General features: G+C 71.0%; 21 protein-coding genes. 9 read left to right on the plus strand and 12 right to left on the minus strand.

The annotated features are described in order from the left end of the window. Positions 1–33: 33 nt before the first annotated feature. From O5O46_RS00545 to O5O46_RS00560, 4 genes are all read right to left on the minus strand, one after another. A complete protein-coding gene (locus O5O46_RS00545) occupies positions 34–1,272 on the minus strand; it encodes a hydrogenase expression protein HypF (protein ID WP_269853161.1) in 1,239 nt (412 codons plus the stop codon). Beyond that, entirely contained in the window at positions 1,262–1,768 is a 507-nt protein-coding gene (locus O5O46_RS00550) for a DUF6114 domain-containing protein (protein WP_269853162.1), read from the minus strand. Before O5O46_RS00550 ends, O5O46_RS00545 begins: the two co-directional genes overlap by 11 nt. A gap of 99 nt (positions 1,769–1,867) precedes the next feature. Next, on the minus strand, positions 1,868–2,491 hold the full coding sequence (locus O5O46_RS00555; protein WP_269853163.1) for a DUF6230 family protein: 624 nt from the start codon (positions 2,489–2,491) through the stop codon (positions 1,868–1,870). A gap of 632 nt (positions 2,492–3,123) precedes the next feature. Further along, positions 3,124–4,074: a tetratricopeptide repeat protein gene (locus O5O46_RS00560; RefSeq protein ID WP_269853164.1), complete on the minus strand. Its 951-nt coding sequence runs from the start codon at positions 4,072–4,074 to the stop codon at positions 3,124–3,126. Positions 4,075–4,348: 274 nt separating this feature from the next. On the opposite strand from O5O46_RS00560, the gene O5O46_RS00565 reads away from it, so the two are divergent. Further along, positions 4,349–4,993, plus strand: coding sequence for a TetR/AcrR family transcriptional regulator (locus O5O46_RS00565; protein ID WP_269853165.1), 645 nt, complete (start codon positions 4,349–4,351; stop codon positions 4,991–4,993). Between the two features lie 81 nt (positions 4,994–5,074). Here O5O46_RS00565 and O5O46_RS00570 read toward each other — a convergent pair whose 3' ends face one another. From O5O46_RS00570 to O5O46_RS00590, 5 genes are all read right to left on the minus strand, one after another. Continuing rightward, positions 5,075–6,775: an acyl-CoA mutase large subunit family protein gene (locus O5O46_RS00570; RefSeq protein ID WP_269853166.1), complete on the minus strand. Its 1,701-nt coding sequence runs from the start codon at positions 6,773–6,775 to the stop codon at positions 5,075–5,077. A gap of 71 nt (positions 6,776–6,846) precedes the next feature. After that, positions 6,847–7,182: a DUF3817 domain-containing protein gene (locus O5O46_RS00575; protein ID WP_269853167.1), complete on the minus strand. Its 336-nt coding sequence runs from the start codon at positions 7,180–7,182 to the stop codon at positions 6,847–6,849. A gap of 66 nt (positions 7,183–7,248) precedes the next feature. Next, a complete protein-coding gene (locus O5O46_RS00580) occupies positions 7,249–7,758 on the minus strand; it encodes a MarR family winged helix-turn-helix transcriptional regulator (protein ID WP_269853168.1) in 510 nt (169 codons plus the stop codon). Positions 7,759–7,820: 62 nt separating this feature from the next. Then, entirely contained in the window at positions 7,821–8,117 is a 297-nt protein-coding gene (locus O5O46_RS00585) for an MTH1187 family thiamine-binding protein (protein ID WP_269853169.1), read from the minus strand. Then, entirely contained in the window at positions 8,114–8,461 is a 348-nt protein-coding gene (locus O5O46_RS00590; RefSeq protein WP_269853170.1) for a DUF3817 domain-containing protein, read from the minus strand. Before O5O46_RS00590 ends, O5O46_RS00585 begins: the two co-directional genes overlap by 4 nt. A gap of 229 nt (positions 8,462–8,690) precedes the next feature. Here O5O46_RS00590 and O5O46_RS00595 point away from each other — a divergent pair, with 229 nt between their 5' ends. Beyond that, positions 8,691–9,494, plus strand: coding sequence for a DUF2127 domain-containing protein (locus O5O46_RS00595; RefSeq protein ID WP_269853171.1), 804 nt, complete (start codon positions 8,691–8,693; stop codon positions 9,492–9,494). Between the two features lie 139 nt (positions 9,495–9,633). Then, positions 9,634–10,110, plus strand: coding sequence for a MarR family winged helix-turn-helix transcriptional regulator (locus tag O5O46_RS00600; protein WP_269853172.1), 477 nt, complete (start codon positions 9,634–9,636; stop codon positions 10,108–10,110). 102 nt (positions 10,111–10,212) lie between these two features. On the opposite strand, the gene meaB is transcribed toward O5O46_RS00600, so the two are convergent. Together meaB and O5O46_RS00610 are read right to left on the minus strand one after the other, a co-directional pair. Further along, the gene (gene meaB, locus O5O46_RS00605) at positions 10,213–11,172 is read right to left on the minus strand and encodes a methylmalonyl Co-A mutase-associated GTPase MeaB (protein ID WP_269853173.1); all 960 of its coding nucleotides are present in this window, start codon (positions 11,170–11,172) and stop codon (positions 10,213–10,215) included. Between the two features lie 31 nt (positions 11,173–11,203). Next, positions 11,204–12,379 carry an acetyl-CoA C-acetyltransferase gene (locus O5O46_RS00610; RefSeq protein WP_269853873.1) on the minus strand — a complete coding sequence of 392 codons (1,176 nt, stop codon included), beginning with the start codon at positions 12,377–12,379 and terminating at the stop codon, positions 11,204–11,206. 161 nt (positions 12,380–12,540) lie between these two features. Between O5O46_RS00610 and mce the strand changes: the two genes are divergently transcribed. The 6 genes from mce to O5O46_RS00640 all read left to right on the plus strand — a co-directional run bounded on the left by mce (position 12,541) and on the right by O5O46_RS00640 (position 20,877). Next, on the plus strand, positions 12,541–12,981 hold the full coding sequence (mce, locus tag O5O46_RS00615; RefSeq protein WP_269853174.1) for a methylmalonyl-CoA epimerase: 441 nt from the start codon (positions 12,541–12,543) through the stop codon (positions 12,979–12,981). 191 nt (positions 12,982–13,172) lie between these two features. Next, the gene (gene scy / locus O5O46_RS00620; RefSeq protein ID WP_269853874.1) at positions 13,173–16,910 is read left to right on the plus strand and encodes a polarized growth protein Scy; all 3,738 of its coding nucleotides are present in this window, start codon (positions 13,173–13,175) and stop codon (positions 16,908–16,910) included. A 103-nt stretch (positions 16,911–17,013) separates the two neighbouring features. Then, positions 17,014–17,949: a cellulose-binding protein gene (locus tag O5O46_RS00625; RefSeq protein ID WP_269853175.1), complete on the plus strand. Its 936-nt coding sequence runs from the start codon at positions 17,014–17,016 to the stop codon at positions 17,947–17,949. Positions 17,950–18,257: 308 nt separating this feature from the next. Beyond that, positions 18,258–19,229, plus strand: a complete 972-nt coding sequence (locus O5O46_RS00630) for an ABC transporter ATP-binding protein (RefSeq protein ID WP_269853176.1) — start codon at positions 18,258–18,260, stop codon at positions 19,227–19,229. 2 nt (positions 19,230–19,231) lie between these two features. Then, positions 19,232–20,002, plus strand: a complete 771-nt coding sequence (locus O5O46_RS00635) for an ABC transporter permease (RefSeq protein WP_269853177.1) — start codon at positions 19,232–19,234, stop codon at positions 20,000–20,002. 29 nt (positions 20,003–20,031) lie between these two features. Continuing rightward, positions 20,032–20,877, plus strand: coding sequence for a hypothetical protein (locus tag O5O46_RS00640; protein WP_269853178.1), 846 nt, complete (start codon positions 20,032–20,034; stop codon positions 20,875–20,877). 7 nt (positions 20,878–20,884) lie between these two features. On the opposite strand, the gene O5O46_RS00645 is transcribed toward O5O46_RS00640, so the two are convergent. Then, a complete protein-coding gene (locus tag O5O46_RS00645; protein ID WP_269853179.1) occupies positions 20,885–21,199 on the minus strand; it encodes an ATP/GTP-binding protein in 315 nt (104 codons plus the stop codon). Between the last annotated feature and the right edge of the window lie 155 nt (positions 21,200–21,354).

A 21,354-nucleotide genomic window follows, 5' to 3' on the forward strand; every position in this document is an offset into this window, starting at 1 on the left:
GCCCACCGTGCGGCTCCCGGAATGGTCTGCGGATCAGCCGGGGTACACGTGCATGCCGGGGATGGTCAGCGTGCCGCCGAACTGCCCGGCCTGGACGACCGTGCAGTTGCTGAAGATCGCCAGCGGGATGTTGAGCGGTGGCGGGGTCTGCGGGCTGAAGGTGACCGGGATCAGCCCGAAGAGGTTGCCACTGATCTTCTCGGTGTACATCGTCACCGTGCCGTTGCGGACCGTGGACGTACTGCCGTCGCGCCCCTGCACGTTCCAGTGCGTACCCAGCGCCCCCTCCGTGATCTGGTGGAGGTTCTTGATGTCCACCGCGCTCGCGGTGAACTTCAGTACGTCCTTGACGGTGCCGTTCTCCGTCTTGACCTTCACGATGCCGTGGTAGTCCAGGCCCATCAGGGTCAGCAGGTCCGTCTTGAGGATCCACGGGTCGTTCGGCAGCAGTGACGACGTCGGTTCCAGTCCGGCGTCCGCCAGCGCCTTGGCGTTGTACGTCGGGCACGGGAACGGCTGCGGCCCGGTGGACGAGGGCGACGGAGCCGCGGACGGGCTGTCCGACGGGGACGTGGTGGGGGCCGCGGACTTCGCCGCCTTGGTGGCGTTCGCCAGGGCGTTCCTGACGGCCTGCGTCGCGCCCTGGGCCGCCGAACCGGCCGCGCTCGCCGGGGCGTTGGCCGTGGGGCTGGCGCTCGGCGTGGGCGTGGCGCTGGGGGTCGGCGAGGCACTGGGCGTCGGACTGGCCGCGGAGCCGCCGCCGAGCAGGCCCTTGAGCGTGTTGCCGAGGCCCAGCGGGTCCCAGGGGTTGTTCGACTGGCTGGGCGACGGCGTCGCACTGGCCGTGGAGCGCGGTGCGCTGCTGTCCGGCGTCGAAGCGTGCGGTGCGCTGCTCGGCGCCGAAACACCCTTGTCCTGACCGCTCTTGGGCGTGTCCGTCTGCGCCGAGGGCGACGCGCTCGCGGACGGCAAGGGCGACTCGGACGGCGTGGCGGACGGTGAAGCGGAGGGCGAGCTGGACGGCGACGGGCTGTCGGACTGGCTGACGCAGTGGTCACCGCTGAACGGGTTCTTCGGCAGTTCGTCGGCCTGCGCGAGCCGGGGTGTCAGTCCCATGCCCATCAGTACTGCGGTGGGCATCGCGGCCAGCGCGATCGCCTTGCCCACGGGGGCGCGGGTGAGCAGCGACCTGCGCGGGGCCGCGTGCCTCGGCCCGGTTCTGGCACGAGGGGCGCTGCCCTCGTTCTCGGGTTGAGCCTCATCACCCCGCACGGTGCCTCCCGTTCATCGACTCGTCGTCCAACCCGTTGCCCGAGAGCACCGGCCCGGCGATGACCGGTTCGGGGTCCCCGTTGGTCGCGGGCTGGGTCGGCGGAGCACCGGGCGCCCACGAGACGGACAGGCCGCCGCCGATCAGGGCGAGCAGGAAGCCCACCATGAAGCCGCCGAAGTTGGAGACCACCAGCGACACCAGGGCCAGCAGGATGGCGGCCACCCCGGCGAAGACCCGGGCGGTCGACTGGAACCACATGGTGAAGCCGAGCACCACCAGCAGCACGCCGATGATCAGCGAGCCGGAACCGGCGGTGGTGGCCATCCGAACGGTCAACTGACCGAGGGTGAGGTTGGCATAGGGGAAGTACATGATCGGCAGTCCGCCCAGCAGCGTCAGCAGGCCCGCCCAGAAGGGGCGTTGGCCACGCCACGTACGGAAGGACCGGCGCCAACTGCCGATTCGGTCACGCGGTCCTAGCGACTCGGCGCTCATTGAAAACAGCTCCCTGCGACCGGCGATCGGTGGTTCGTTGGGGTGGCCGAGCGAGGGACAGCGAACCGTCCCCCACTCGCCCTACTCAATGGGAGTGCGTCAGTAGCACTCTTGCTTGCCCGTGAGCAGACGCAGGGACAGCCCGTTGAGCTTGAAGGTGCCCGCGCTGGTGGCCCATGCGGTCTGCTTGACACCGGTCAGCGTGGCCGAGTCGGCTTCCTGGGCGAAACCGCCCGGGTCCGCGTGCTCGGGGAGGCCCTTCATACCGGGTCCCTTGGACTGGTCCCCGGCGGCGACGCCGATGTTGATGTTGTTGAACTGGGCGTCGGCGTTCAGCTGGTCCAGGTCGATGTAGAGGTTCTTGGCCTCGACAGCGGTTCCGTTGCCGCCCGCCTGCAGCCTCATGGTCACGTTGCCGACCAGCGGCACGGGCATGACCACGGACTGGCACATGTTGGTGATCTTGGCGCTCTTGAACGCCGAGACCGCCACCGGGATGTTCTTTCCGCCGTGCTGGACATCATAGGCGCCGTACTGCAGGAAGCCGTCACCGTCGAGCCTGTCGGCGGTGACCTTGAAATCCTGGCCGGAGACGCTGAACGACGCGGCGAGCGCACCCTGTGCCAGGGCGACGCCGATCGCGGCCGTGGCCGCGACACTCGGCACCATGACGACGGCGAACCGCTTCCATCTGGTCCCGCCACGAGTCGGCTCTGACTCCATGACTTTCCTCCTTCTCGGACGTACATCTCCGGTCCGGACTCGGGATCCGAACCTGGGATGGGAGAAGTGCTACGTCCTCGGGAAGGAGAGCGCCGTCATCGGCGGCCGTCGCGTGCAGGCGGACGGCGGGTCCGAAGTACCGGCGATCACCCCCGAGCGACAACCACTGGCCACGCTCTCGCGCAACCTGCTGGACAGGCCCTGCCTATGAGGCAGGGACCCCCCTGTCCTAGGGCGGCGGCGGTCACCGCACGCCCTGCTCGGTGGGGAATCCTTCACCCTCGCGCCGACCGGCTTGCCGGGCTTGGGGGAACGGACCGAGCGTGGGGCCGATCGTGGTCCATTCGGGGCCGGTACACAAGGCCTTTCATTACTAGCGAGTAACGCCGAGATAACCGCTGTGCGACCGGGCAGCCTACTGTGAACACGCAGGGTGTTCGGAGCGCGGTCGGCAGAGCCCGACATGCGGGGGCATAGCGGGACAGAAAAAGTCGCTTGACTTACTAGAGGTAACGGCAGTCGCCTTTCATCAAGATTTGATAAAGGCGACTGCCGTGTGCAACTTTCCGCCGCACCGTGGTGGCGCGCGGTACCCGGGCGTTGACGCCCGGTCATCTGCCTCCGAGGTCCGGTCAGAAGAGCACGCGGGCAAGCGCGGTGCGCGCCGAGGTCACCCTCGGATCCTCCGCGCCGACGACCTCGAACAGTTCGAGCAGATGGATCCGGGCGCGCTCACGGTCCTCGCCCGCGGTGCGCTTGACGGTGTCGACCAACCGCCCGAAGGCGTCCTCTACATGGCCGCCTACCAGATCGAGGTCGGCCGCGGCGATCTGGGCGTCCACATCGGTGGGGTTGTCGGCCGCCGCCTTGCGGACCGCCTGCGGGTCGGCGCCCTCCACCCGCTGGAGCAGCTCGGCCTGAGCCAGCGCCAGCTTGGCCTCGATGTTGCCCGGGTCGCCGGACAGCACGTTCTTGTACGCCTGGATCGCGCCGCCGAGGTCACCTCGGTCCAGCGCCTCGTGCCCGGCGGCCAGCGCCGGGTCCATCGGCGGCTCCTCCGCGGCGGCGGGGGCGGCGCCCTCGACCGGGATGCCGGTGATGCCGAAGCGCTGCTCGGCCACCGCGATCAACTGGTCGAACACCTCGCGGACCTGCGCTTCCGGGGCCGCGCCCTGGAACAGCGGCATCATCTGGCCGCCGATCACCGCGAAGACCGCGGGGATGCCCTGGACACCGAACTGCTGGAAGAGGAGTTGGTTGGCGTCGACGTCGATCTTGGCGAGCAGGATCCGACCCGCGTAGGACTCGGTGAGCCGTTCGAGCAGGGGGCCGAGCTGCTTGCAGGGCTCGCACCACTCGGCCCAGAAGTCGATGACCACCGGGACCTCGGCGGAGCGCTGGAGCACCTCGCGCTCGAAGGTCGCCTCGGTGACGTCGATCACCAACTGGGAGGGGGCGGCGCCCTGGTCACCGCGGGCGGCCTGCTGTCGGCGGGCCTGCTCCGCCTTCTGCTTGGCCTCACCGGCCGCCTTCACCGCGGCGAGGTCGACCACGCCGCTCATGGACATGTTCCGTGGCTGCATGAGGCCAATCCTCCCCCCTCGCCGGGACAAGCGTGAACAGCCCCTGGATACCCCACCGGAATGCGGGATATCCGTAAAGCGCGCACGCCGCTCACTGTGCCGCGGTACGTGCCGGTACGCACCGCGCGGTGCGCGGATCCCCATCCGCGCGTTGTGGTTGTCGCTCTTTCGCTACGGGTCGTAGCGTAACTGGGCGGTACCCCGGGGCCGCAAGTGCTGGCCGTGACTTTCACGTGATCTCCCTCACTGACTACTTGGCGGTAGGGTCCGATGGGTGACCAGAACCGGACGCCCGCGCAGCGCGGAGGCGGATCTGGCGATCCTGGACGCGACCCGTTCCGCGCTGGTGGAGCTGGGTTGGGGCAAGCTCACGATGGGCGACGTCGCGACGCGCGCCGGGGTCGCCAAGACCACGCTGTACCGACGCTGGGCCAACAAGAACGAGCTGGTGGTCGACGCCGTCGCCGCTCTCTTCGACGAACTCCAACTGCCCGACAGGGGAAGCCTGCTGGCGGATGTCGAGGGCGTCGTGATGGAGTTCGCGGAGCTGCTGGAGCGGCCGGAGGCCAAGACGGCGCTGATGGCGGTGATCGCCGAGTCCACGCATGACGACGCGCTGCGGGTGCGGATCCGTGAGGCGATCGTGGACCGTCAGAAGCGCCTGGTCGTACTGGGCCGCCAGCGGGCCCAGGCCCGCGGTGAACTGCCGCCGGACGTGCCGCCCGACGGCTGCGCGGGCGATCCGCTCGCCGAGCAGGCCGCCGCGCGCAACGCGGACCTGATCTTCGACGTGATCGCGGGGGCGGTCGTGCACCGCATCCTGGTCAGCGGTGAGCGCATCGACTTCGCCTGGGCGCGGATGTTCTCCGCCCTGCTCGTGGGCGGCCTCCCGGCCGCGATGGCGGTCGCGGCGCGATGACGTCCGCGGCGGGCCGACCTGCCGGACATTTGAGGTGGAGCCCCAAATCCCCGGCAGGCGCCGCCTTGACGGCCGTACCGCCTAGAACCGAGCGGGCTCGGTGTAGTTGCCCCACAGGTCGCGCAACGCGCCGCAGATCTCGCCGAGTGTGGCCTCGGCGCGGACCGCGTCCAGCATGGGCGCGATCATGTTGCCGTCCCCGCGCGCCGCGTCCACCATGGCCGCCAGCGCGCTTCGCACCGCCGTCTCGTCCCGTTCCGCCTTGCGGGCCGCCAGCACGCGGACCTGCTCGCGCTCCACCTCGTGGCTGACCCGCAGGATCTCCAGGTCCCCGGTGACCGAACCGGTGTGGCAGTTGACGCCCACGACCCGCTTGTCGCCCTTCTCCAGGGCCTGCTGGTACTGGAAGGCGGAATCGGCGATCTCGCCCGTGAAGTAGCCGTCCTCGATACCGCGCAGGATGCCGGAGGTGATCGGTCCCACCGGGTGCTCCCCGGTCGGCACGGCGCGGGCGCCGAGTTCCCTGATCTTGTCGAAGATCCGTTCCGCGTCGGCCTCGATGCGGTCGGTCAGCGCCTCGACATACCACGAACCGCCCAGCGGATCCGCCACGTTGGCGACGCCGGTCTCCTCCATCAGCACCTGCTGGGTGCGCAACGCGATCTCCGCGGCCTGCTCGCTGGGCAGCGCCAGCGTCTCGTCCAGGGCGTTGGTGTGCAGCGAGTTGGTGCCGCCGAGCACGGCGGCGAGCGCCTCCACCGCGGTGCGCACCACGTTGTTGTACGGCTGCTGCGCGGTCAGCGAGACCCCCGCCGTCTGGGTGTGGAACCGCAGCCACTGCGCCTTGTCGGACGTGGCCCCGTACACCTCCCGCATCCAGCGGGCCCAGATCCGGCGCGCGGCGCGGAACTTGGCGATCTCCTCGAAGAAGTCCACGTGCGCGTCGAAGAAGAACGACAGGCCGGGCGCGAACGTGTTCACGTCCAGGCCCCGGGAGAGGCCGAGTTCGACGTAGCCGAAACCGTCGGCCAGGGTGTACGCCAACTCCTGCGCCGCCGTCGCCCCGGCCTCGCGGATGTGGTAGCCGGAGACGGACAGCGGCTTGTACGCGGGGATTCCGGCCGCGCAGTGCTCCATCAGGTCGCCGATCAGCCGCAGGTGCGGCTCGGGCGCGAACAGCCACTCCTTCTGGGCGATGTACTCCTTGAAGATGTCCGTCTGGAGCGTGCCGTTGAGGGTCGCCGGGTCGACCCCCTGGCGCTCGGCGGCCACCAGGTACATGCAGAAGACCGGCACGGCGGGGCCGCTGATGGTCATGGAGGTGGTGACGTCGCCGAGCGGGATGTCCCGGAAGAGGACCTCCATGTCGGCGGCGGAGTCGATGGCCACCCCGCAGTGCCCGACCTCGCCCAGCGAGCGCGGGTCGTCGGAGTCGCGGCCCATCAGGGTCGGCATGTCGAACGCCACGGACAGGCCGCCGCCACCGGCGGCCAGGATCATCTTGTAGCGCTCGTTGGTCTGCTCGGCGTTGCCGAAGCCCGCGAACTGGCGGATGGTCCAGGTGCGGCCTCGGTAGCCGGTGGGATGCAGGCCCCGGGTGAACGGGTACTCACCGGGCCAGCCGATGCGTTCGAACCCGGGCACCACGGCGCCCGGCGGCGGGCCGTACACCGGGTCCACCTGGTCCCCGGACAGCGTGCTGAAGTCGGCCTCGCGCTTCTTGGCCTGGTCGTAGCGGGCCTGCCAGCGACGGCGGCCTTCCGCAATGGCTTCGGCGTCCATGGGTCAAATTTACTTGGACGTCCTACTAATTGTCGATGGTTAAACGCTCCCTGACTCGCAGGGAGCGTCGCTCAGGCCTTGGCCAGCTCCGGAGCCTCCGCGAAAAGCGGCTCCAGCTCACGGGTGATCCGCCGCTCGACGAAGAACGCGGCGGTCGGGATGGTGCCGGCCAGCAGCATCCACAGCAGCTTGCCGAACGGCATCTTCGCCTTGCTGCCCAGGTCGAAGGCGAGCACCAGGTAGAGCACGTAGAGCCAGCCGTGCGCGATGCCGACGACGGTGACGAACGCGGTCGCCCCGTTGACGTCCAGCAGGTACTTGGCGATGCAGCCGATTGTCAGCAGGATCAGAAGGACACCGGTCACATACGCCATCACGCGGTACCGGTTCAGGACACTCCGCTTCATGACAGTCGAGCGTACGCGGCCCCCTGGGCGATCTTTCCGCCAGCCCCGCCGAGCGGCCGCCCGGGCTCAGTCCTCGGTGAAGTCGCCCGAGGCTATCCGCAGCGGCCGCAGCAGCGTGAAGATCTCCGCGCACTGCTGGGCGTCGTACGTGCCGAGCCCGAAGTCCATCGCCATCAGATCGCGGGTGGCCGCCTCCACGACCTCGCGGCCCTTCTCGGTGATGGAGGCGAGCGTGCCGCGTCCGTCGTTGGGGTTGGGCCGCTTGTCGACCAGACCGGATCTGACCAGCCGGTCGACGGTGTTGGTCACCGAGGTGGGGTGCACCATCAACCGCTCGCCGATCTTGGACATGGGCAGTTCCCCGGCCCTGCTGAAGGTCAGCAGCACCAGGGCCTCGTAACGGGCGAAGGTCAGCCCGTAGGGCTTGACGACCGCGTCGACCTGGCCGAGCAGGATCTGCTGGGCGCGCATGATCGAGGTGATGGCGGCCATGGAGGGCACGTCGCCCCAGCGGTGCCGCCACAGTTCGTCGGCGCGCGCGATGGGGTCGAAGGGCAGGCTCAACGGCTTTGACACGCCCAGGAGCCTACCCGGCGGTCACATGCCGGGCGGGCGCGTTCCGCGATCCGGACGGGCGGCTAGCCACCCGCCAGATGCCGCTCGACGGCCGCCACCTTGCCGGTGAGGGCGTCGGTCACGCCCGGCCGGATGTCGGCCTTGAGCACCAGGGAGACACGCGGTGCGCGGGCCTCCACGGCGGCGACGGCGCGCCTGACCACGTCCATCACCTCGTCCCACTCGCCCTCGACCGAGGTGAACATCGCGTCGGTGCGGTTCGGCAGCCCGGACTCCCGGACCACCCGCACCGCGTCCGCGACGTACTCGCCGACGTCCTCACCGACGCCCAGCGGGGTGACGGAGAAGGCGACGATCATGCGTTGACCACGCCTTCCTTACGCGCCCTGGCGGCGATCACACCGGCCGCCTCCTCCTTCTTGATCATGCGGTCACCGAAGAAGCCGCCGGTCGGGAGGATGGAGAGCAGGAAGAACAGGCCGACCCTGCCGCGCGTCCACTTGGCCTTGCTCCACACATCGGCGAGGAGCACGAGGTAGAGGATGAACAGCACGCCGTGGATCATGCCCAGCGGCATCACCAGGTTGATGCTGGAAACCCGGCTGAGCACGGAGCCGAGGAGCAGCAGCGCGAGGAAGGAGATGGCCTCGGCGATCGAGATGATGCGCAGTCGGCGCAGGGCGGCGGCGGTCTTCACGTCCACGAGGTACCTCGTCTGGAAGCTGGGGCGTTGTCCGGTCGATCTTGTGAAAGGTTGCACAAGCTCAGCCATTGTCGCAGTCCGGCACCAGAACTCCCGCAGGGGGTCGGCTCTCGGCGGCCCGGGGGACGCCCCCTCCCCGGAAGAAACGCTCCACCTCCGCCAGGGCCCCGTCGGGCAGGCCCTAGCATCGTGGCGTCAAGCGATCTACGGACCACGGGGGACGACCCGGATGAAGCTCGACTGGAACCGCCGCACCTGCGCCCGGCGCGGACACATCACCTACGCACCGGACGAGGGCGCGCTGCGCGAGCGGCTGCGGGCGGCCACGGGGGCCGGTGAGGCCTGGCGCTGCCTGCGCTGCGGCGACTTCGCGCTGGGCGCGCCGCACGGCTCGGGCCCGGCGGACCGGGCGCCGCAGGTGCCGCGCGGGCGGGCGCTGCGGGACCTGTTCATCCTGCGGCTGCTGGCGTTCGAGCGGGTGGTGCGCGGGGTGTTCATCGTGCTGGCCGCGGCGGCGGTGTGGAAGTTCAGCAACTCCCAGACGGCGGTACGCCAGTTCTTCGAGCAGAACCTGACCGTCTTCCGGCCGGTCGCCCAGCACTTCGGCTACGACGTCGACCACTCCCCCGTGGTCGACACGATCCGCAGGACCTTCGACTACAAGCACTCCACGCTGGTCGTCGTGGCGGCGGCGCTGCTGACCTACGCGCTGATCGAGCTGGTCGAGGGCGTGGGGCTGTGGTTCGCCAAGCGCTGGGCGGAGTACCTGACGGTGGTGGCCACCGCGGCGTTCCTGCCGCTGGAGATCTACGAGTTGAGCGAGAAGGTCAGCGGCCTGAAGATCGCCACCTTGCTCATCAACGTCCTCGCGGTGGTCTACATCGCCGTGGCCAAGCGGTTGTTCGGGCTGCGCGGCGGCGCCAAGGCGTTCGAGGCGGAGCGGCGCGGCGCCTCGTTGCTGGAGGTCGAGCACGCCGCCGGCGCGGAGGCCGGGCCGGGTACGGCGGGCACGCAGGGCGCGGCGATGGCTTGATCGCAGTGGTCCGGGACCGCCAGGGCGGCTTCGGATTGTGAGGAGTAGTCTGCGGACTGTAATCTCGAACAATTGTCGAAGATCACCTGCCATTACGGTATTTATTCAAATTTCAACTTAAATGGGTAGACTGGACGCTATGGAGACCGAGAACGGCGCCCGCTGGCTCAGCGACGAGGAGCAGCGCACGTGGCGCACCCACCTTGAGGTGTCGCGGCTGCTCACGTACCAGCTCGAACGGGATCTGCAGCCATTCGGCCTGACCTACAACGACTACGAGATCCTGGTGAACCTCTCCGAGGCCGAGGACCACCAGATGCGGATGAGCGATCTGGCCCGCGCCACGCTCCAGTCCAAGAGCCGCCTGTCCCACCAGATCACCCGGATGGAGAACGCGGGGCTGGTGCGGCGGGAGAACTGCGAGTCCGACCGGCGCGGGCTGTTCGCGGTGCTCACCGACTACGGGTGGGAGACGATGAAGCGGGTCGCACCGCATCATGTCGCCGCGGTGCGGGAGCACTTCATCGACCTGCTGTCGCCGCGGGAACTGGAGTCCCTGCAGGCGGCGTTGGAGCCGGTCGCCAAGCATCTGCGCGCCACGCGCGGGCGGGCGTAGGTCTTTTCCCGCCCCCCGCCCGCCTGCCCCGGCGCGCGGGCGCGCCCCACAACCGACCGCGCGCAACGGCAGGCACGGGGCGCACGGCGGGCGGGAGAAGACCTAACCGCCGTTGGTCAGGCCCTCGATCAGTTCGTCAGCCGCCGTGTAGGGGTCCGTCCCCCCGGAGACGATCCGCTCCGCCAGCGCGTCCAGCCGGCGATCTCCGTGGAGATCGCCGATCCGCTGGCGCAGGGCCGTCACCGCGATGTGTTCGACCTCCAGGGCCGCGCGGTGGCGCCGGCGGTCGGCCAGGACGCCCCGCTCCTCCATCCAGGCGCGGTGCTTCTCCAGGGCCTCGACCACCTCGTCGATGCCCTCTCCCCGGGCCGCGACCGTCTTGACGATGGGCGGGCGCCAGTCGCCCGGGCCGCGGGCCTCGCCCAGGCCCAGCATGTGGTTCAGCTCGCGGGCCGTCGCGTCCGCGCCGTCCCGGTCGGCCTTGTTGACCACGTAGACGTCGCCGATCTCCAGGATCCCGGCCTTGGCCGCCTGGATCCCGTCGCCCATCCCCGGCGCCAGCAGCACCACCGAGGTGTCCGCCTGAGCGGCGATCTCCACCTCGGACTGGCCCACGCCGACCGTCTCCACGAGGATCACCTCGCAGCCCGCCGCGTCCAGCACCCGGATGGCCTGCGGCGCCGCCCAGGCCAGACCGCCGAGGTGACCGCGGGTCGCCATGGACCGGATGTAGACGCCCGGGTCCGAGGCGTGCTCCGACATCCGCACCCGGTCGCCCAGCAGCGCACCGCCGGAGAACGGCGAGGACGGGTCGACCGCCAGCACGCCGACCCGCTTGCCGCGCTTGCGGTACGCGGTCACCAGTGCCGACGTCGAGGTGGACTTGCCGACACCCGGCGACCCGGTGAGCCCCACCACGTACGCGCCGCCGGTCAGCGGTGCGAGCGCCGCCATAACCTCGCGCAGTTGCGGCGACGCCCCCTCCACCAGTGAGATCAGCCGCGCCACAGCGCGCGGCCTGCCGGCGCGCGCCTGCTCGACCAGCGTGGGGACGTCCGCCATCGGTGCTCCGTTCCTGGAAGGGACTGGCCGCTTACTTGGCCGGTACGTGGATGATCAGCGCGTCGCCCTGACCACCGCCGCCGCACAGCGCCGCGGCGCCGGTCCCGCCGCCGCGCCGCTTGAGCTCCAGCGCGAGGTGCAGCACCAGCCGGGCACCGGACATCCCGATCGGGTGACCCAGCGCGATGGCGCCGCCGTTGACATTCACCTTTTCGACGGAAACGCCCAGGTCCTTCATTGACTGCACGGCGACCGCCGCGAACGCCTCGTTGATCTCGATCAGATCGAGGTCGTCGACCGTCAGGCCGGCCTTGGTCAGCGCCTGGTTGATCGCGTTGGACGGCTGCGACTGCAGCGAGTTGTCCGGGCCCGCCACGTTGCCGTGCGCGCCGATCTCGGCGATCCACTCCAGGCCCAGTTCCTCCGCCTTGGCCTTGCTCATCACCACCACGGCGGCGGCGCCGTCGGAGATCTGGGAGGCCGAACCGGCGGTGATGGTGCCGTCCTTGCGGAACGCCGGGCGCAGCTTGCCCAGTGACTCGGTGGTGGTCTCCGCGCGGATGCCCTCGTCCTGGCTGAAGACCACCGGCTCGCCCTTGCGCTGCGGGATCTCCACCGGAGTTATCTCCGCCTCGAACAGGCCGTTCTTCTGCGCGGCGGCGGCCCGCTGGTGGGACAGCGCGGCGATCTCGTCCTGCTCGGCGCGGCCGATACCCAGCCGGGCGTTGTGCTTCTCGGTGGACTCGCCCATCGGGATGTTCTCCCACGGGTCGGTCAGACCGTCGTACGCCATCGCGTCCAGCATCTCGACGGCGCCGTACTTGTAGCCCTCACGGGACTTGGGCAGCAGGTGCGGCGCGTTGGTCATCGACTCCTGGCCGCCGGCGACCACCACGTCGAACTCGCCGGCGCGGATGAGCTGGTCGGCGAGCGCGATGGCGTCCAGGCCGGAGAGGCAGACCTTGTTGATGGTGAGCGCGGGGACGCTCATCGGGATCCCGGCCTGCACCGCGGCCTGCCGGGCCGGGATCTGGCCCGCGCCGGCCTGCAGCACCTGGCCCATGATCACGTACTCGACCTGGTCGCCGCCGATGCCCGCCCGGTCCAGCGCGGCCTTGATCGCCAGGCCGCCGAGGTCCGATGCGGAGAAGCTGCGAAGGGATCCGAGGAGACGGCCCATGGGCGTCCGCGCACCGGCGACGATCACGGACGTACCTGACTGGCTGGTCATGGCGCTGACCCCTTTGCGGATGGGGAGTTAACGAGGGTTAAGGCCAATGTACTTACGGGTAGCACGCCGGTCACCGGCGATGCGGTGTGATCGCGCGCACGTTGCGTGATCGCGCGTGCGAGCGGTGCACTGGTGGCATGCTGACGCGCATCGACCACATCGGTATCGCCTGCTTCGACCTGGACAAGACCGTCGAGTTCTACCGTGCCACGTACGGCTTCGAGGTGTTCCACACCGAGGTCAACGAGGAGCAGGGCGTCCGCGAGGCCATGTTGAAGATCAACGAGACCTCGGACGGCGGCGCCTCCTACCTCCAGTTGCTGGAGCCGACCCGCGAGGACTCCGCGGTCGGCAAGTGGCTGGCCAAGAACGGTGAGGGCGTCCACCACATCGCCTTCGGCACCGCGGACGTGGACGGGGACGCCGATGACATCCGCCAGAAGGGCGTCCGCGTCCTCTATGATCAGCCGCGCACCGGATCCATGGGCTCCAGGATCACGTTCCTGCACCCCAAGGACTGCCACGGGGTGCTCACCGAGCTGGTGACGGCCGCCGAGGCCACCGCCGCCGATCACTGACCGGCCGGGCACCGACCTGGTTCGCTGACCGGGAGGGTCCCGCCCCGGTACTGTGTCCCCCGGGGCTGGGCGCCGGGGGACGGGCCCGGACTGCGGTGAAGATCTGACACCATTCTCCCGAATGGCTATGTTCACCGGAGAGCTCACCCGGTTGGCGGGTGGGCAGTCCAGGAGACGGATGGGACCGCGGAGTGCGGGGCTACGACCGCTACGAGGCTGACGACCACCTCTCGCAGTTCGAGGCCGAGATGGAGCGGCTGAGGACGGAGCGGGACAAGGCCGTCGACCACGCAGACGATCTCGGCTACCAGGTCGAGGTGCTGCGCGCCAAGCTGCACGAGGCGCGGCGTCAGCTTGCCCAGCCGCGGGCCTACGAGAACATCAGCCACCAGGCCGAGCAGCTGCTGCGCAACGCGCAGATCCAGGCCGACCAGCTGCGCGCGGACGCCGAGCGCGAGCTGCGCGAGGCGCGCGCCAACACCCAGCGGATGCTCCAGGAGCAGGCCGAGCGCCAGTCCCAGCTGGAGGCGGAGTGGCACGCCGAGGCGGTCGCCCGGCGCCGCCGCCTGGACGAGGAACTCGCCGAGCGCCGCAGCACCGTAGAGACGCACGTCAACGAAAACGTGGCGTGGGCCGAGCAGTTGCGGGCCCGCACCGAGGCGCAGGCGCGGCGGCTGATGGACGAGTCGCGCGCCGAGGCCGAGGCGGCGCTGTCCACCGCCCGCGCGGAGGCGGCCCGGCTGGCCCAACAGGCCCGTGAACGGCTGGAGTCGGCGGCCACCGAGGCCCGTACGGAGGCCGAGGCGATCCTGCGCCGGGCCCGTACCGACGCCGAGCGGCTGCTGACCGCCGCGGGAACGCAGGCCCAGGAAGCCACCGACCACGCCGAGCAGTTGCGCACCGGGGCCCGTACCGAGGCCGAGGAGGCGCGCCGCGAGGCCGCCCAGCTGAACCAGCGGGCCGAGCAGGCGCTTGCCGAGGCGGATCGGGCGCTGCGCGAGGCACGCACCGAGGCCGAACGGCTGCGCGCCGAGGCCGAGGAGGCGGCGGCCAAGCGGCTGGCCGACGCGGAGTCGGACAACGAGCAGCGCACCCGTACCGCGCGCGCCGAGATCGCCCGACTGGTCGCCGAGGCCACCAAGGAGGCCGAGGCCCTCAAGGCCGAGGCCGAGCAACTCCGCGACGACGCACGGGCGCAGGCCGAGCGCGCGGTCGCCGAGGCGCAGGAGGCGGCCCGTTCCGCGGCGGCAGAGGAGGCCGCCGAACGGCTGGCCAAGGCCGCCCGTAGCGCCGAGGAGATCCTGGCCAAGGCGTCCCAGGACGCCGAGACCACCACCAGGTCGGCGGCCGAGGAGGCCGAACGGATCCGGCACGAGGCGAGCACCGAGGCCGAACGGCTGCGCGCCGAGGCCGAGGAGGCCGCCGAGCAGCTCAAGGGCGCGGCCAAGGACGACACCAAGGAATACCGCGCCAAGACCGTCGAGTTGCAGGAGGAGGCCCGCCGACTGCGCGGCGAGGCCGAGCAGTTGCGCGCCGAGGCGGTCGCCGAGGGCGAGCGGATCCGCGGCGAGGCGCGGCGCGAGGCGCTCCAGCAGATCGAGGAGGCCGCCGGTACCGCCGAGGAGCTGCTCACCAAGGCACGTACCGATGCTGACGAGTTGCGTCAGGGCGCGGCCGCCGAATCCGACCGGGTACGCACCGAGGCCACCGAGCGCGCCGCGACGCTGCGCCGCCAGGCCGAGGAGTTGCTGGAGCGGGCCCGCGGCGAGGCCGAGGAGCTGCGCGCCGAGGCCGAGCAGGCGGCCGGTCAGGTCAAGGACGACGCCGAGCAGGCCGCCGCGCGGATGCGCGAGGACGCCGAGGAGGCCGCTCGCCGCCTGCACGAGGAGGCCGCCGAGGAACTCGACCGGCAGCGCGACGAGTTGCGCCGTCGGCTGGCGGCTGCCGAGGAGGCGGTGCGCGCCGCGGCCGACGATGCGGACACGCTGCGCCGCGAGGCTGCCGAGGAGGGCGAGCGGCTGCGGTCCGAAGCCGCCGAACGGGCCAGGGCGTTGACCGCCGAGGCCGAGGAGGAGGCCGAGCGGCTGCGCAACGAGGCGGCGGCGGACGCCTCCCAGGCTCGCGCCGAGGGCGAGGCGGTCGCGGTACGGCTCCGCGGTGAGGCCACCGCGGAGGCCGAGGAGCTTCGGGTCCAGGCGCGCGAGGCGGCCGACCGGCTGCGCACCGAGGCGGCGTCGGCCGCGGAGCGTACCGAGGCCGAGGCGGCCGAGGCACTGGCGGCGGCCCGCGAGGAGGCGGCCAGGCGCCGCCGGGAGGCCGAGGAGCTGCTGGCCGACGCGCGCGCCGAGGCCGAGCAGGAGCGCGGCCAAGCCCGCGAGCAGAGCGAGGAGTTGCTGGCCGCCGCGCGCAAGCGGGTGGAGGACGCGGACGCGGAGGCCGAACGGCTGGTCGCCGAGGCCGAGCAGCGCGCCACGGAGCTGGTGGGGGCGGCCGAGCAGACCGCCCAGCAGGTGCGGGACTCGGTGGCCGGGCTGCACGAGCAGGCCGAGGAGGAGATCGCCGGGCTGCGTTCGGCGGCCGAGCACGCGGCGGAGCGGCTGCGCGAAGAGGCCCGCGAGGACGCCGACCGGATGCACGCGGAGGCCAACGCCGAGCGGGAGCGCGCCGGTTCCGACGCGGTGCGCATCCGGCGGGAGGCGAACGAGGAGGCCGAGCACGCCAAGGCGCTGGCCGAGCGGACGGTGGCCGAGGCGCTCGCCGACGCGGAGCGGATCCGCGACGAGGCCCGGGAGGACGCCAACCGCAAGCGCAGCGAAGCCGCGCAGCAGGCCGACGAGTTGGTCTCCGGCGCCGCCACCGAGGCGGAGCGGCTGCACGCCGAGGCCGAGGAGCGGGTGGCACGCGCGGAGCGGGACGCCGAGCGGATCACCATCGAGGCGGAGAAACTGCGTCAGGCGGCCGAGGAGCACGCCGAGCAGACCCGCGCCGAGACCGAGCGGCTGGCGGCCTCGGCGGCCGCCGAGGCCGAGCGCGTCGTCGACGAGGCCCGGGACGACGCCAACCGCAAGCGCAGCGAAGCCGCCCAGCAGGCGGACGAGTTGATCGGCGAGGCGACCACCGAGGCCGAGCGGGTCACCAGCGAGGCGCTGGAGGCGGCGGTACGCACCGCCGCCACCGCGGAGGAGCAGGCGGACGCGATGGTCGGCGCCGCCCGCGCCGAGGCGGAGCGCCTCGTCGCCGAGGCGCGGAGCGAGGCCAACGGCATCGTGGAGCGGTCCCGTGCCGACGCCGACACACTGCTGGCCGAGGCGCGCCGGGACGCCACCTCGATCCGGGAGCGGGCCGACGAGCTGCGCACCCGGGTGGAGGCCGAGGTCGAGGAGCTGCACGAGCGGGCCCGCAAGGAGTCCGCCGAGGCGATGAAGTCGGCGGGCGAGCGGGTCGACAAGCTGGTGGCCGCGGCCACCGAGCAGTTGTCCGAGGCCGAGGAGAAGGCCCGCAAGCTGGTGGCGGACGCCAAGCAGGCGGCCGAGGAGCTGTCGGCGGAGGCGAACTCCGAGGCGAGCAGGGTTCGCATCGCGGCGGTGAAGAAGGCCGAAGGACTGATCAAGGAAGCCGGCCAGAAGAAGACCGAGGCGGAGCGCAACGCCGAACGCACGATCGCCGAGGCGCGGGCCGAGGCGGAGCGTATCGTCGACGAGGGTCGTCGTGAACTCGATGTCCTCAAGCGCCGCCGCGAGGACATCAACGCGGAAATCTCCCGAGTTCAGGATGTGTTGGAGGCGCTGGAGTCGTTCGAGGGAACGTCGTCCTCAGGAGGCAAGAAGTCGGGTGACCGCAGGGACGGACCCAGCGTGGTGAAGGCAGGCGCTGGCGCCGGAGTCACTCGTTCGAGTGGCAAGCGCTCCGATGACCCGCCACTCGATTGAGCGCACATTTTCCAGATCCCTAGCGCAATGACTCGATGACACGCCGTTTCCACCCCTAGGATTCCCCCCATCACCTCACCCGGCCTGAATTGACAGGAACCCCATGAGCGACACTTCCTCCCCCTTCGGCTTCGAGCTCGTGCGGCGTGGTTACGACCGCGGACAGGTGGACGACCGCATCACGAAGCTCGTCGCCGACCGAGACAGTGCACTGGCCCGGATCAGCGCGCTGGAGAAGCGCATCGAGGAGTTGCACCTCGAAACCCAGAACGCGCAGGCCCAGATCAATGACGCGGAACCGTCGTACGCCGGTCTCGGCGCTCGCGTAGAGAAGATCCTCCGGCTCGCCGAGGAGGAGGCCAAGGACCTGCGCGAGGAGGCCCGCCGCGCCGCCGAGCAGCACCGGGAGTTGGCGGAGGGGGCCGCCAACCAGGTGCGTTCGGATGCCGAGGCGTACGCGGCCGAGCGCAAGCAGAAGGCCGAGGACGAGGGTTCGCGGATCGTCGACAAGGCCAAGTCGGACGCGAACCAGCTGCGAGCCGAGGCGAACAAGGACGCGCAGAACAAGCGCGAGGAGGCGGACGCCCTCTTCGAGGAGACCCGCGCCAAGGCGGCGCAGGCCGCCGCGGACTTCGAGACGAACCTCGCCAAGCGGCGTGAGCAGTCGGAGCGGGACCTGGCCTCGCGTCAGGCGAAGGCGGAGAAGCGTCTCGCCGAGATCGAGCACCGTGCGGAGCAGCTGCGTCTGGAGGCGGAGAAGCTGCGCACCGACGCCGAGCGCCGGGCCCGGCAGACGGTGGAGACCGCCCAGCGGCAGGCGGAGGACATCGTGGCCGACGCCAATGCCAAGGCGGACCGTATCCGCAGCGAATCCGAGCGCGAGCTGGCGGCGCTGACGAACCGTCGCGACAGCATCAACGCCCAGCTGACCAACGTCCGCGAGATGCTCGCCACCCTGACGGGCGCGGCGGTGGCCGCCGCCGCCACCCCCGACGACGAGCCCATCTCCCGCGGCGTCCCCGCCCAGCAGTCCCGCTAGGCGCTAGGCCCGGCCCAAGAAACCCCCGCCTACGGCGGGGGTTTCTTCATGTGGCGGAGGTTTCTTCTTTCTCTTCCCGGGGGCTGCGCCCCCGGACCCCCTCTTCCGGGGCTACGCCCCCGGCCCCCGCTGGGGCGCGGCCCCGGCGAGCTTGGGAGGCCCAGGGCGGGGCCCCCAGCCCCGAGGGCTGGGGCCGGGGGCGGAGCCCCGAGGGGTGGGCGGGTGGGAAGGTGGGCGGGTGGGAAGGTAGGGGGACAGGCCGGGCGGAAAAGGGTGCGTGGTGGGCACAGCGCCCGTAGCGTGTTGGCATGATCGAGCTCCGGGCCCTCACCAAACACTTCGGTGAGAAGGTGGCCGTGGACCACCTGACCTTCACCGTGCGGCCGGGCATCGTCACCGGCTTCCTGGGCCCCAACGGCGCGGGCAAGTCCACCACCATGCGGATGATGCTGGGCCTGGACCGCCCCACCGCGGGCGACGTACGCATCGACGGCAAGCACTACGCCGACCTGCACGACCCCCTGACGAACATCGGCGCCCTGCTGGAGGCCAAGGCCTGGCACCCGGGCCGCAGCGCGTACCACCACCTGCTCTGCCTGGCGCAGTCCAACCGCATCCCGGCCCAGCGGGTCCACGAGGTGCTGGACACCGTCGGCCTGACCTCGGTCGCGAAGAAGCGCACCAAGGGCTTCTCGCTCGGCATGGGCCAGCGCCTCGGCATCGCCGCCGCCCTGCTCGGCGACCCGCGGGTGCTGCTGTTCGACGAACCGGTCAACGGCCTGGACCCCGAGGGCATCCACTGGATCCGCAACCTGATGAAGGGTCTGGCGGCCCAGGGCCGCACCGTCTTCGTCTCCAGCCATCTGATGAGCGAGATGGCACTCACCGCCGACCACCTGGTGGTCATCGGACAGGGCCGCCTGCTCGCCGACACCTCGATGGCGGAGTTCATCGCGCGCAACTCGCGCGCTTTCGTACGCATCCGCACCCCGCAGCCGGAGGCGCTGCGGGACGCGCTGCACACCGCTGGAATCACCGCGGTGGCCTCCGCCGACGGGACGTTCGAGGTCTGCGACGCGCAGGCGGCGCAACTCGGCGAGCTGGCCGCCGAGCACCGGATCGTGCTGCACGAACTGTCACCGCAGCGGGCCTCGCTGGAGGAGGCGTTCATGCGGCTGACCGCGGAAACGGTGGAATACCACGCACACGACGGCGAGCCGCCACCGGAGCAGGACCGGCCCGCCTGGGGCGAGGGCTGGCGACAGGGCAGGGGAGCGTGACCATGGCGGCGACGGCGGCGGTCCTGAGGTCGGAGTGGACCAAGATCCGGTCAGTACGGTCCACGGTGTGGACGCTCTCGCTGGCGGCGGTCATCACGGTGGGACTCGGCCTGCTGATCTCGCTGCTGGTCAACAACGAGTTCGACAAGATGCCCCTCACCGAGCGACTGACCTTCGATCCCACCTACACCAGCTTCGCGGGCATGGGCATCGGACAGTTGCTGATGATCGTCTTCGGTGTGCTGGTGGTCTCCAACGAGTACTCCACGGGCATGATCCGCAGCTCGCTGGCGGCGGTACCGCAACGGGGCAGGTTCCTGTTCGGCAAGATCACCGTCGCCACGGCGCTGGCCCTGGTGGTCGGCGAGGTGACCTCGTTCGTCTCCTTCTTCGTCGGCCAGTCGGTACTGGGCGGCCACCGCACCCAGATCGGCAGCCCCGGTGTGCTGCGCGCGGTGGTCGGCGGCGGGCTGTACATGACGCTGATGGCGGTGTTCGCGATGGGCTGTGCGGCGATGCTGCGCAGCCCGCTGCTGTCGCTGTCGATCCTGATGCCGTTCTTCTTCCTGATCTCCAACATCCTCGGCGGGGTCAGCGCCACCAAGAAGATCGCCCGCTATCTGCCCGACCAGGCGGGCCAGAAGATCATGATGGTGGTCACCCGCAACGACGGCCGCCCGTACGGTCCTTGGTTGGGCCTGCTGATCATGGCGGCCTGGGTGGCCGCCGCGCTGGTCGGCGGGTACGCGCTGCTGAAGAAGCGGGACGCCTGAGCGCGACGCCCGCGCGGTACCCTCGCGGTGTGGTGACACGACCGCGGCCGCGCAGCCTGGAGGCGCTGGGGCTGGACGCCATCGCCGCCCAACAGCCGCTCGGCTACCCGGGCGGCCAGGTGCCGGAACCCGGACTGCTGCACCGCGACGAACTGCTGCCGCTGCGCCCGCTGCCCGGGCCGGTCGGCAGGTGGCACGTCGACACCCCGGGGCGCCGACTGGACGACATGCTCGCCGAGTTGGAGCTGGCACCGGTCGCCGAGCGCGTCCCGGTCATGGCGGTCGGCTCCAACGGCTCCCCCGGCCAGGTGCGGCACAAGCTCACCTCGGTCGGGCTCACCGCGACCGTCCCCATGGTCCCGGTCCGCGTCACCGGTATCGCGGTCGGCGTCTCCGCGCACGTCAGCGTGCACGGGTACGTGAGCGCCTCGCCGTACCCGGACGGCTCGCGGGAGTCGACACTGGTCACCTCCTGGCTCGACGCCGATCAACTGAGCGCGATCGACGCCTCGGAAGCGCTCAACTTCCGGCGTATCAAGGTCGCTTGCGACCGCTTCCCCCTGCGGCTGCCGAACGGCGCCCGGCTGCCGGTCGCCTACCTGTACGCCAACATCCACGGTGTGCTGTCCCTGGACGGCCGCAGCCCCCACCCCACCACGGACCAGCACACCCTCCTGAGCGAACTGCTCGCCGCCTCACCCCGGTTGCGCGAGCTCCTCGGCCCCGACCCGCGCAGCTGGGTGGAACGGGTGTCCGCCGACCCCACCACCCCCGCCGAGGCCACCCGCCTCTTCAAGGCCCACGGCTGGGCCCTCCCCCAGCCGGAGCTCCTCTCCCACCAGATCCCCTTCGCGAAACCGGCCGACCCCCGGTAGCCGCCGGTCAGTGGCGCGGCGCGTTCCGTGATCGAAGGAGCTTCGCACCGCGCCGATCCCGAGCGTCCCAGCAGCCCCGATGCCAGTGCCGCCGGTCGTCCACTCCCCCGTACTCGGGCCAGGCCACCACATGGCCGACGCCGGGCGGGATCTCCTGGTCGCAGCCGGGGCAGCGGTACGTCTTGCCGCCGCTGCCCGCCACCGGACGCATCACCCACTCCTCGCCGCGCCAGGTCTCCACGCGCTCAAGGCCGTGCCGGTCCCCCTCGGGCCGCGGTTCGAACTTGTCGGCCCGGTACGGGCGGTTGCGGCGCGGCGACACGGGACACCTCACGGACGGGCGGCTTGCCAAGGGTCACCTCCAGCGTACGCGGCGCCGTCGCCCTCGGGTAACCGCCGCATTCCCGGGTAGACGCCTGTCCGACAATCACGCAGTCACGAAATAGCGGCGCCAGCCCGTGCCTTCGGCACGTGTCG

This window comes from Streptomyces sp. RPT161, from assembly GCF_027533845.1.
In the GTDB taxonomy this organism is placed as follows: domain Bacteria; phylum Actinomycetota; class Actinomycetes; order Streptomycetales; family Streptomycetaceae; genus Streptantibioticus_A; species Streptantibioticus_A silvisoli_A.

What these genes read in the sequence shown, in the direction of transcription:
- O5O46_RS00630 (WP_269853176.1), top strand. Translation starts at nt 18,258, where the DNA reads ATGATCGAGCTCCGGGCCCTCACCAAACACTTCGGTGAGAAGGTGGCC.
- O5O46_RS00570 (WP_269853166.1), bottom strand. Translation starts at nt 6,775, where the DNA reads ATGGACGCCGAAGCCATTGCGGAAGGCCGCCGTCGCTGGCAGGCCCGC.
- O5O46_RS00600 (WP_269853172.1), top strand. Translation starts at nt 9,634, where the DNA reads ATGGAGACCGAGAACGGCGCCCGCTGGCTCAGCGACGAGGAGCAGCGC.
- O5O46_RS00555 (WP_269853163.1), bottom strand. Translation starts at nt 2,491, where the DNA reads ATGGAGTCAGAGCCGACTCGTGGCGGGACCAGATGGAAGCGGTTCGCC.
- mce (WP_269853174.1), top strand. Translation starts at nt 12,541, where the DNA reads ATGCTGACGCGCATCGACCACATCGGTATCGCCTGCTTCGACCTGGAC.
- O5O46_RS00595 (WP_269853171.1), top strand. Translation starts at nt 8,691, where the DNA reads ATGAAGCTCGACTGGAACCGCCGCACCTGCGCCCGGCGCGGACACATC.
- O5O46_RS00635 (WP_269853177.1), top strand. Translation starts at nt 19,232, where the DNA reads ATGGCGGCGACGGCGGCGGTCCTGAGGTCGGAGTGGACCAAGATCCGG.
- O5O46_RS00585 (WP_269853169.1), bottom strand. Translation starts at nt 8,117, where the DNA reads ATGATCGTCGCCTTCTCCGTCACCCCGCTGGGCGTCGGTGAGGACGTC.
- O5O46_RS00625 (WP_269853175.1), top strand. Translation starts at nt 17,014, where the DNA reads ATGAGCGACACTTCCTCCCCCTTCGGCTTCGAGCTCGTGCGGCGTGGT.
- meaB (WP_269853173.1), bottom strand. Translation starts at nt 11,172, where the DNA reads ATGGCGGACGTCCCCACGCTGGTCGAGCAGGCGCGCGCCGGCAGGCCG.
- O5O46_RS00575 (WP_269853167.1), bottom strand. Translation starts at nt 7,182, where the DNA reads ATGAAGCGGAGTGTCCTGAACCGGTACCGCGTGATGGCGTATGTGACC.
- O5O46_RS00560 (WP_269853164.1), bottom strand. Translation starts at nt 4,074, where the DNA reads ATGCAGCCACGGAACATGTCCATGAGCGGCGTGGTCGACCTCGCCGCG.
- O5O46_RS00550 (WP_269853162.1), bottom strand. Translation starts at nt 1,768, where the DNA reads ATGAGCGCCGAGTCGCTAGGACCGCGTGACCGAATCGGCAGTTGGCGC.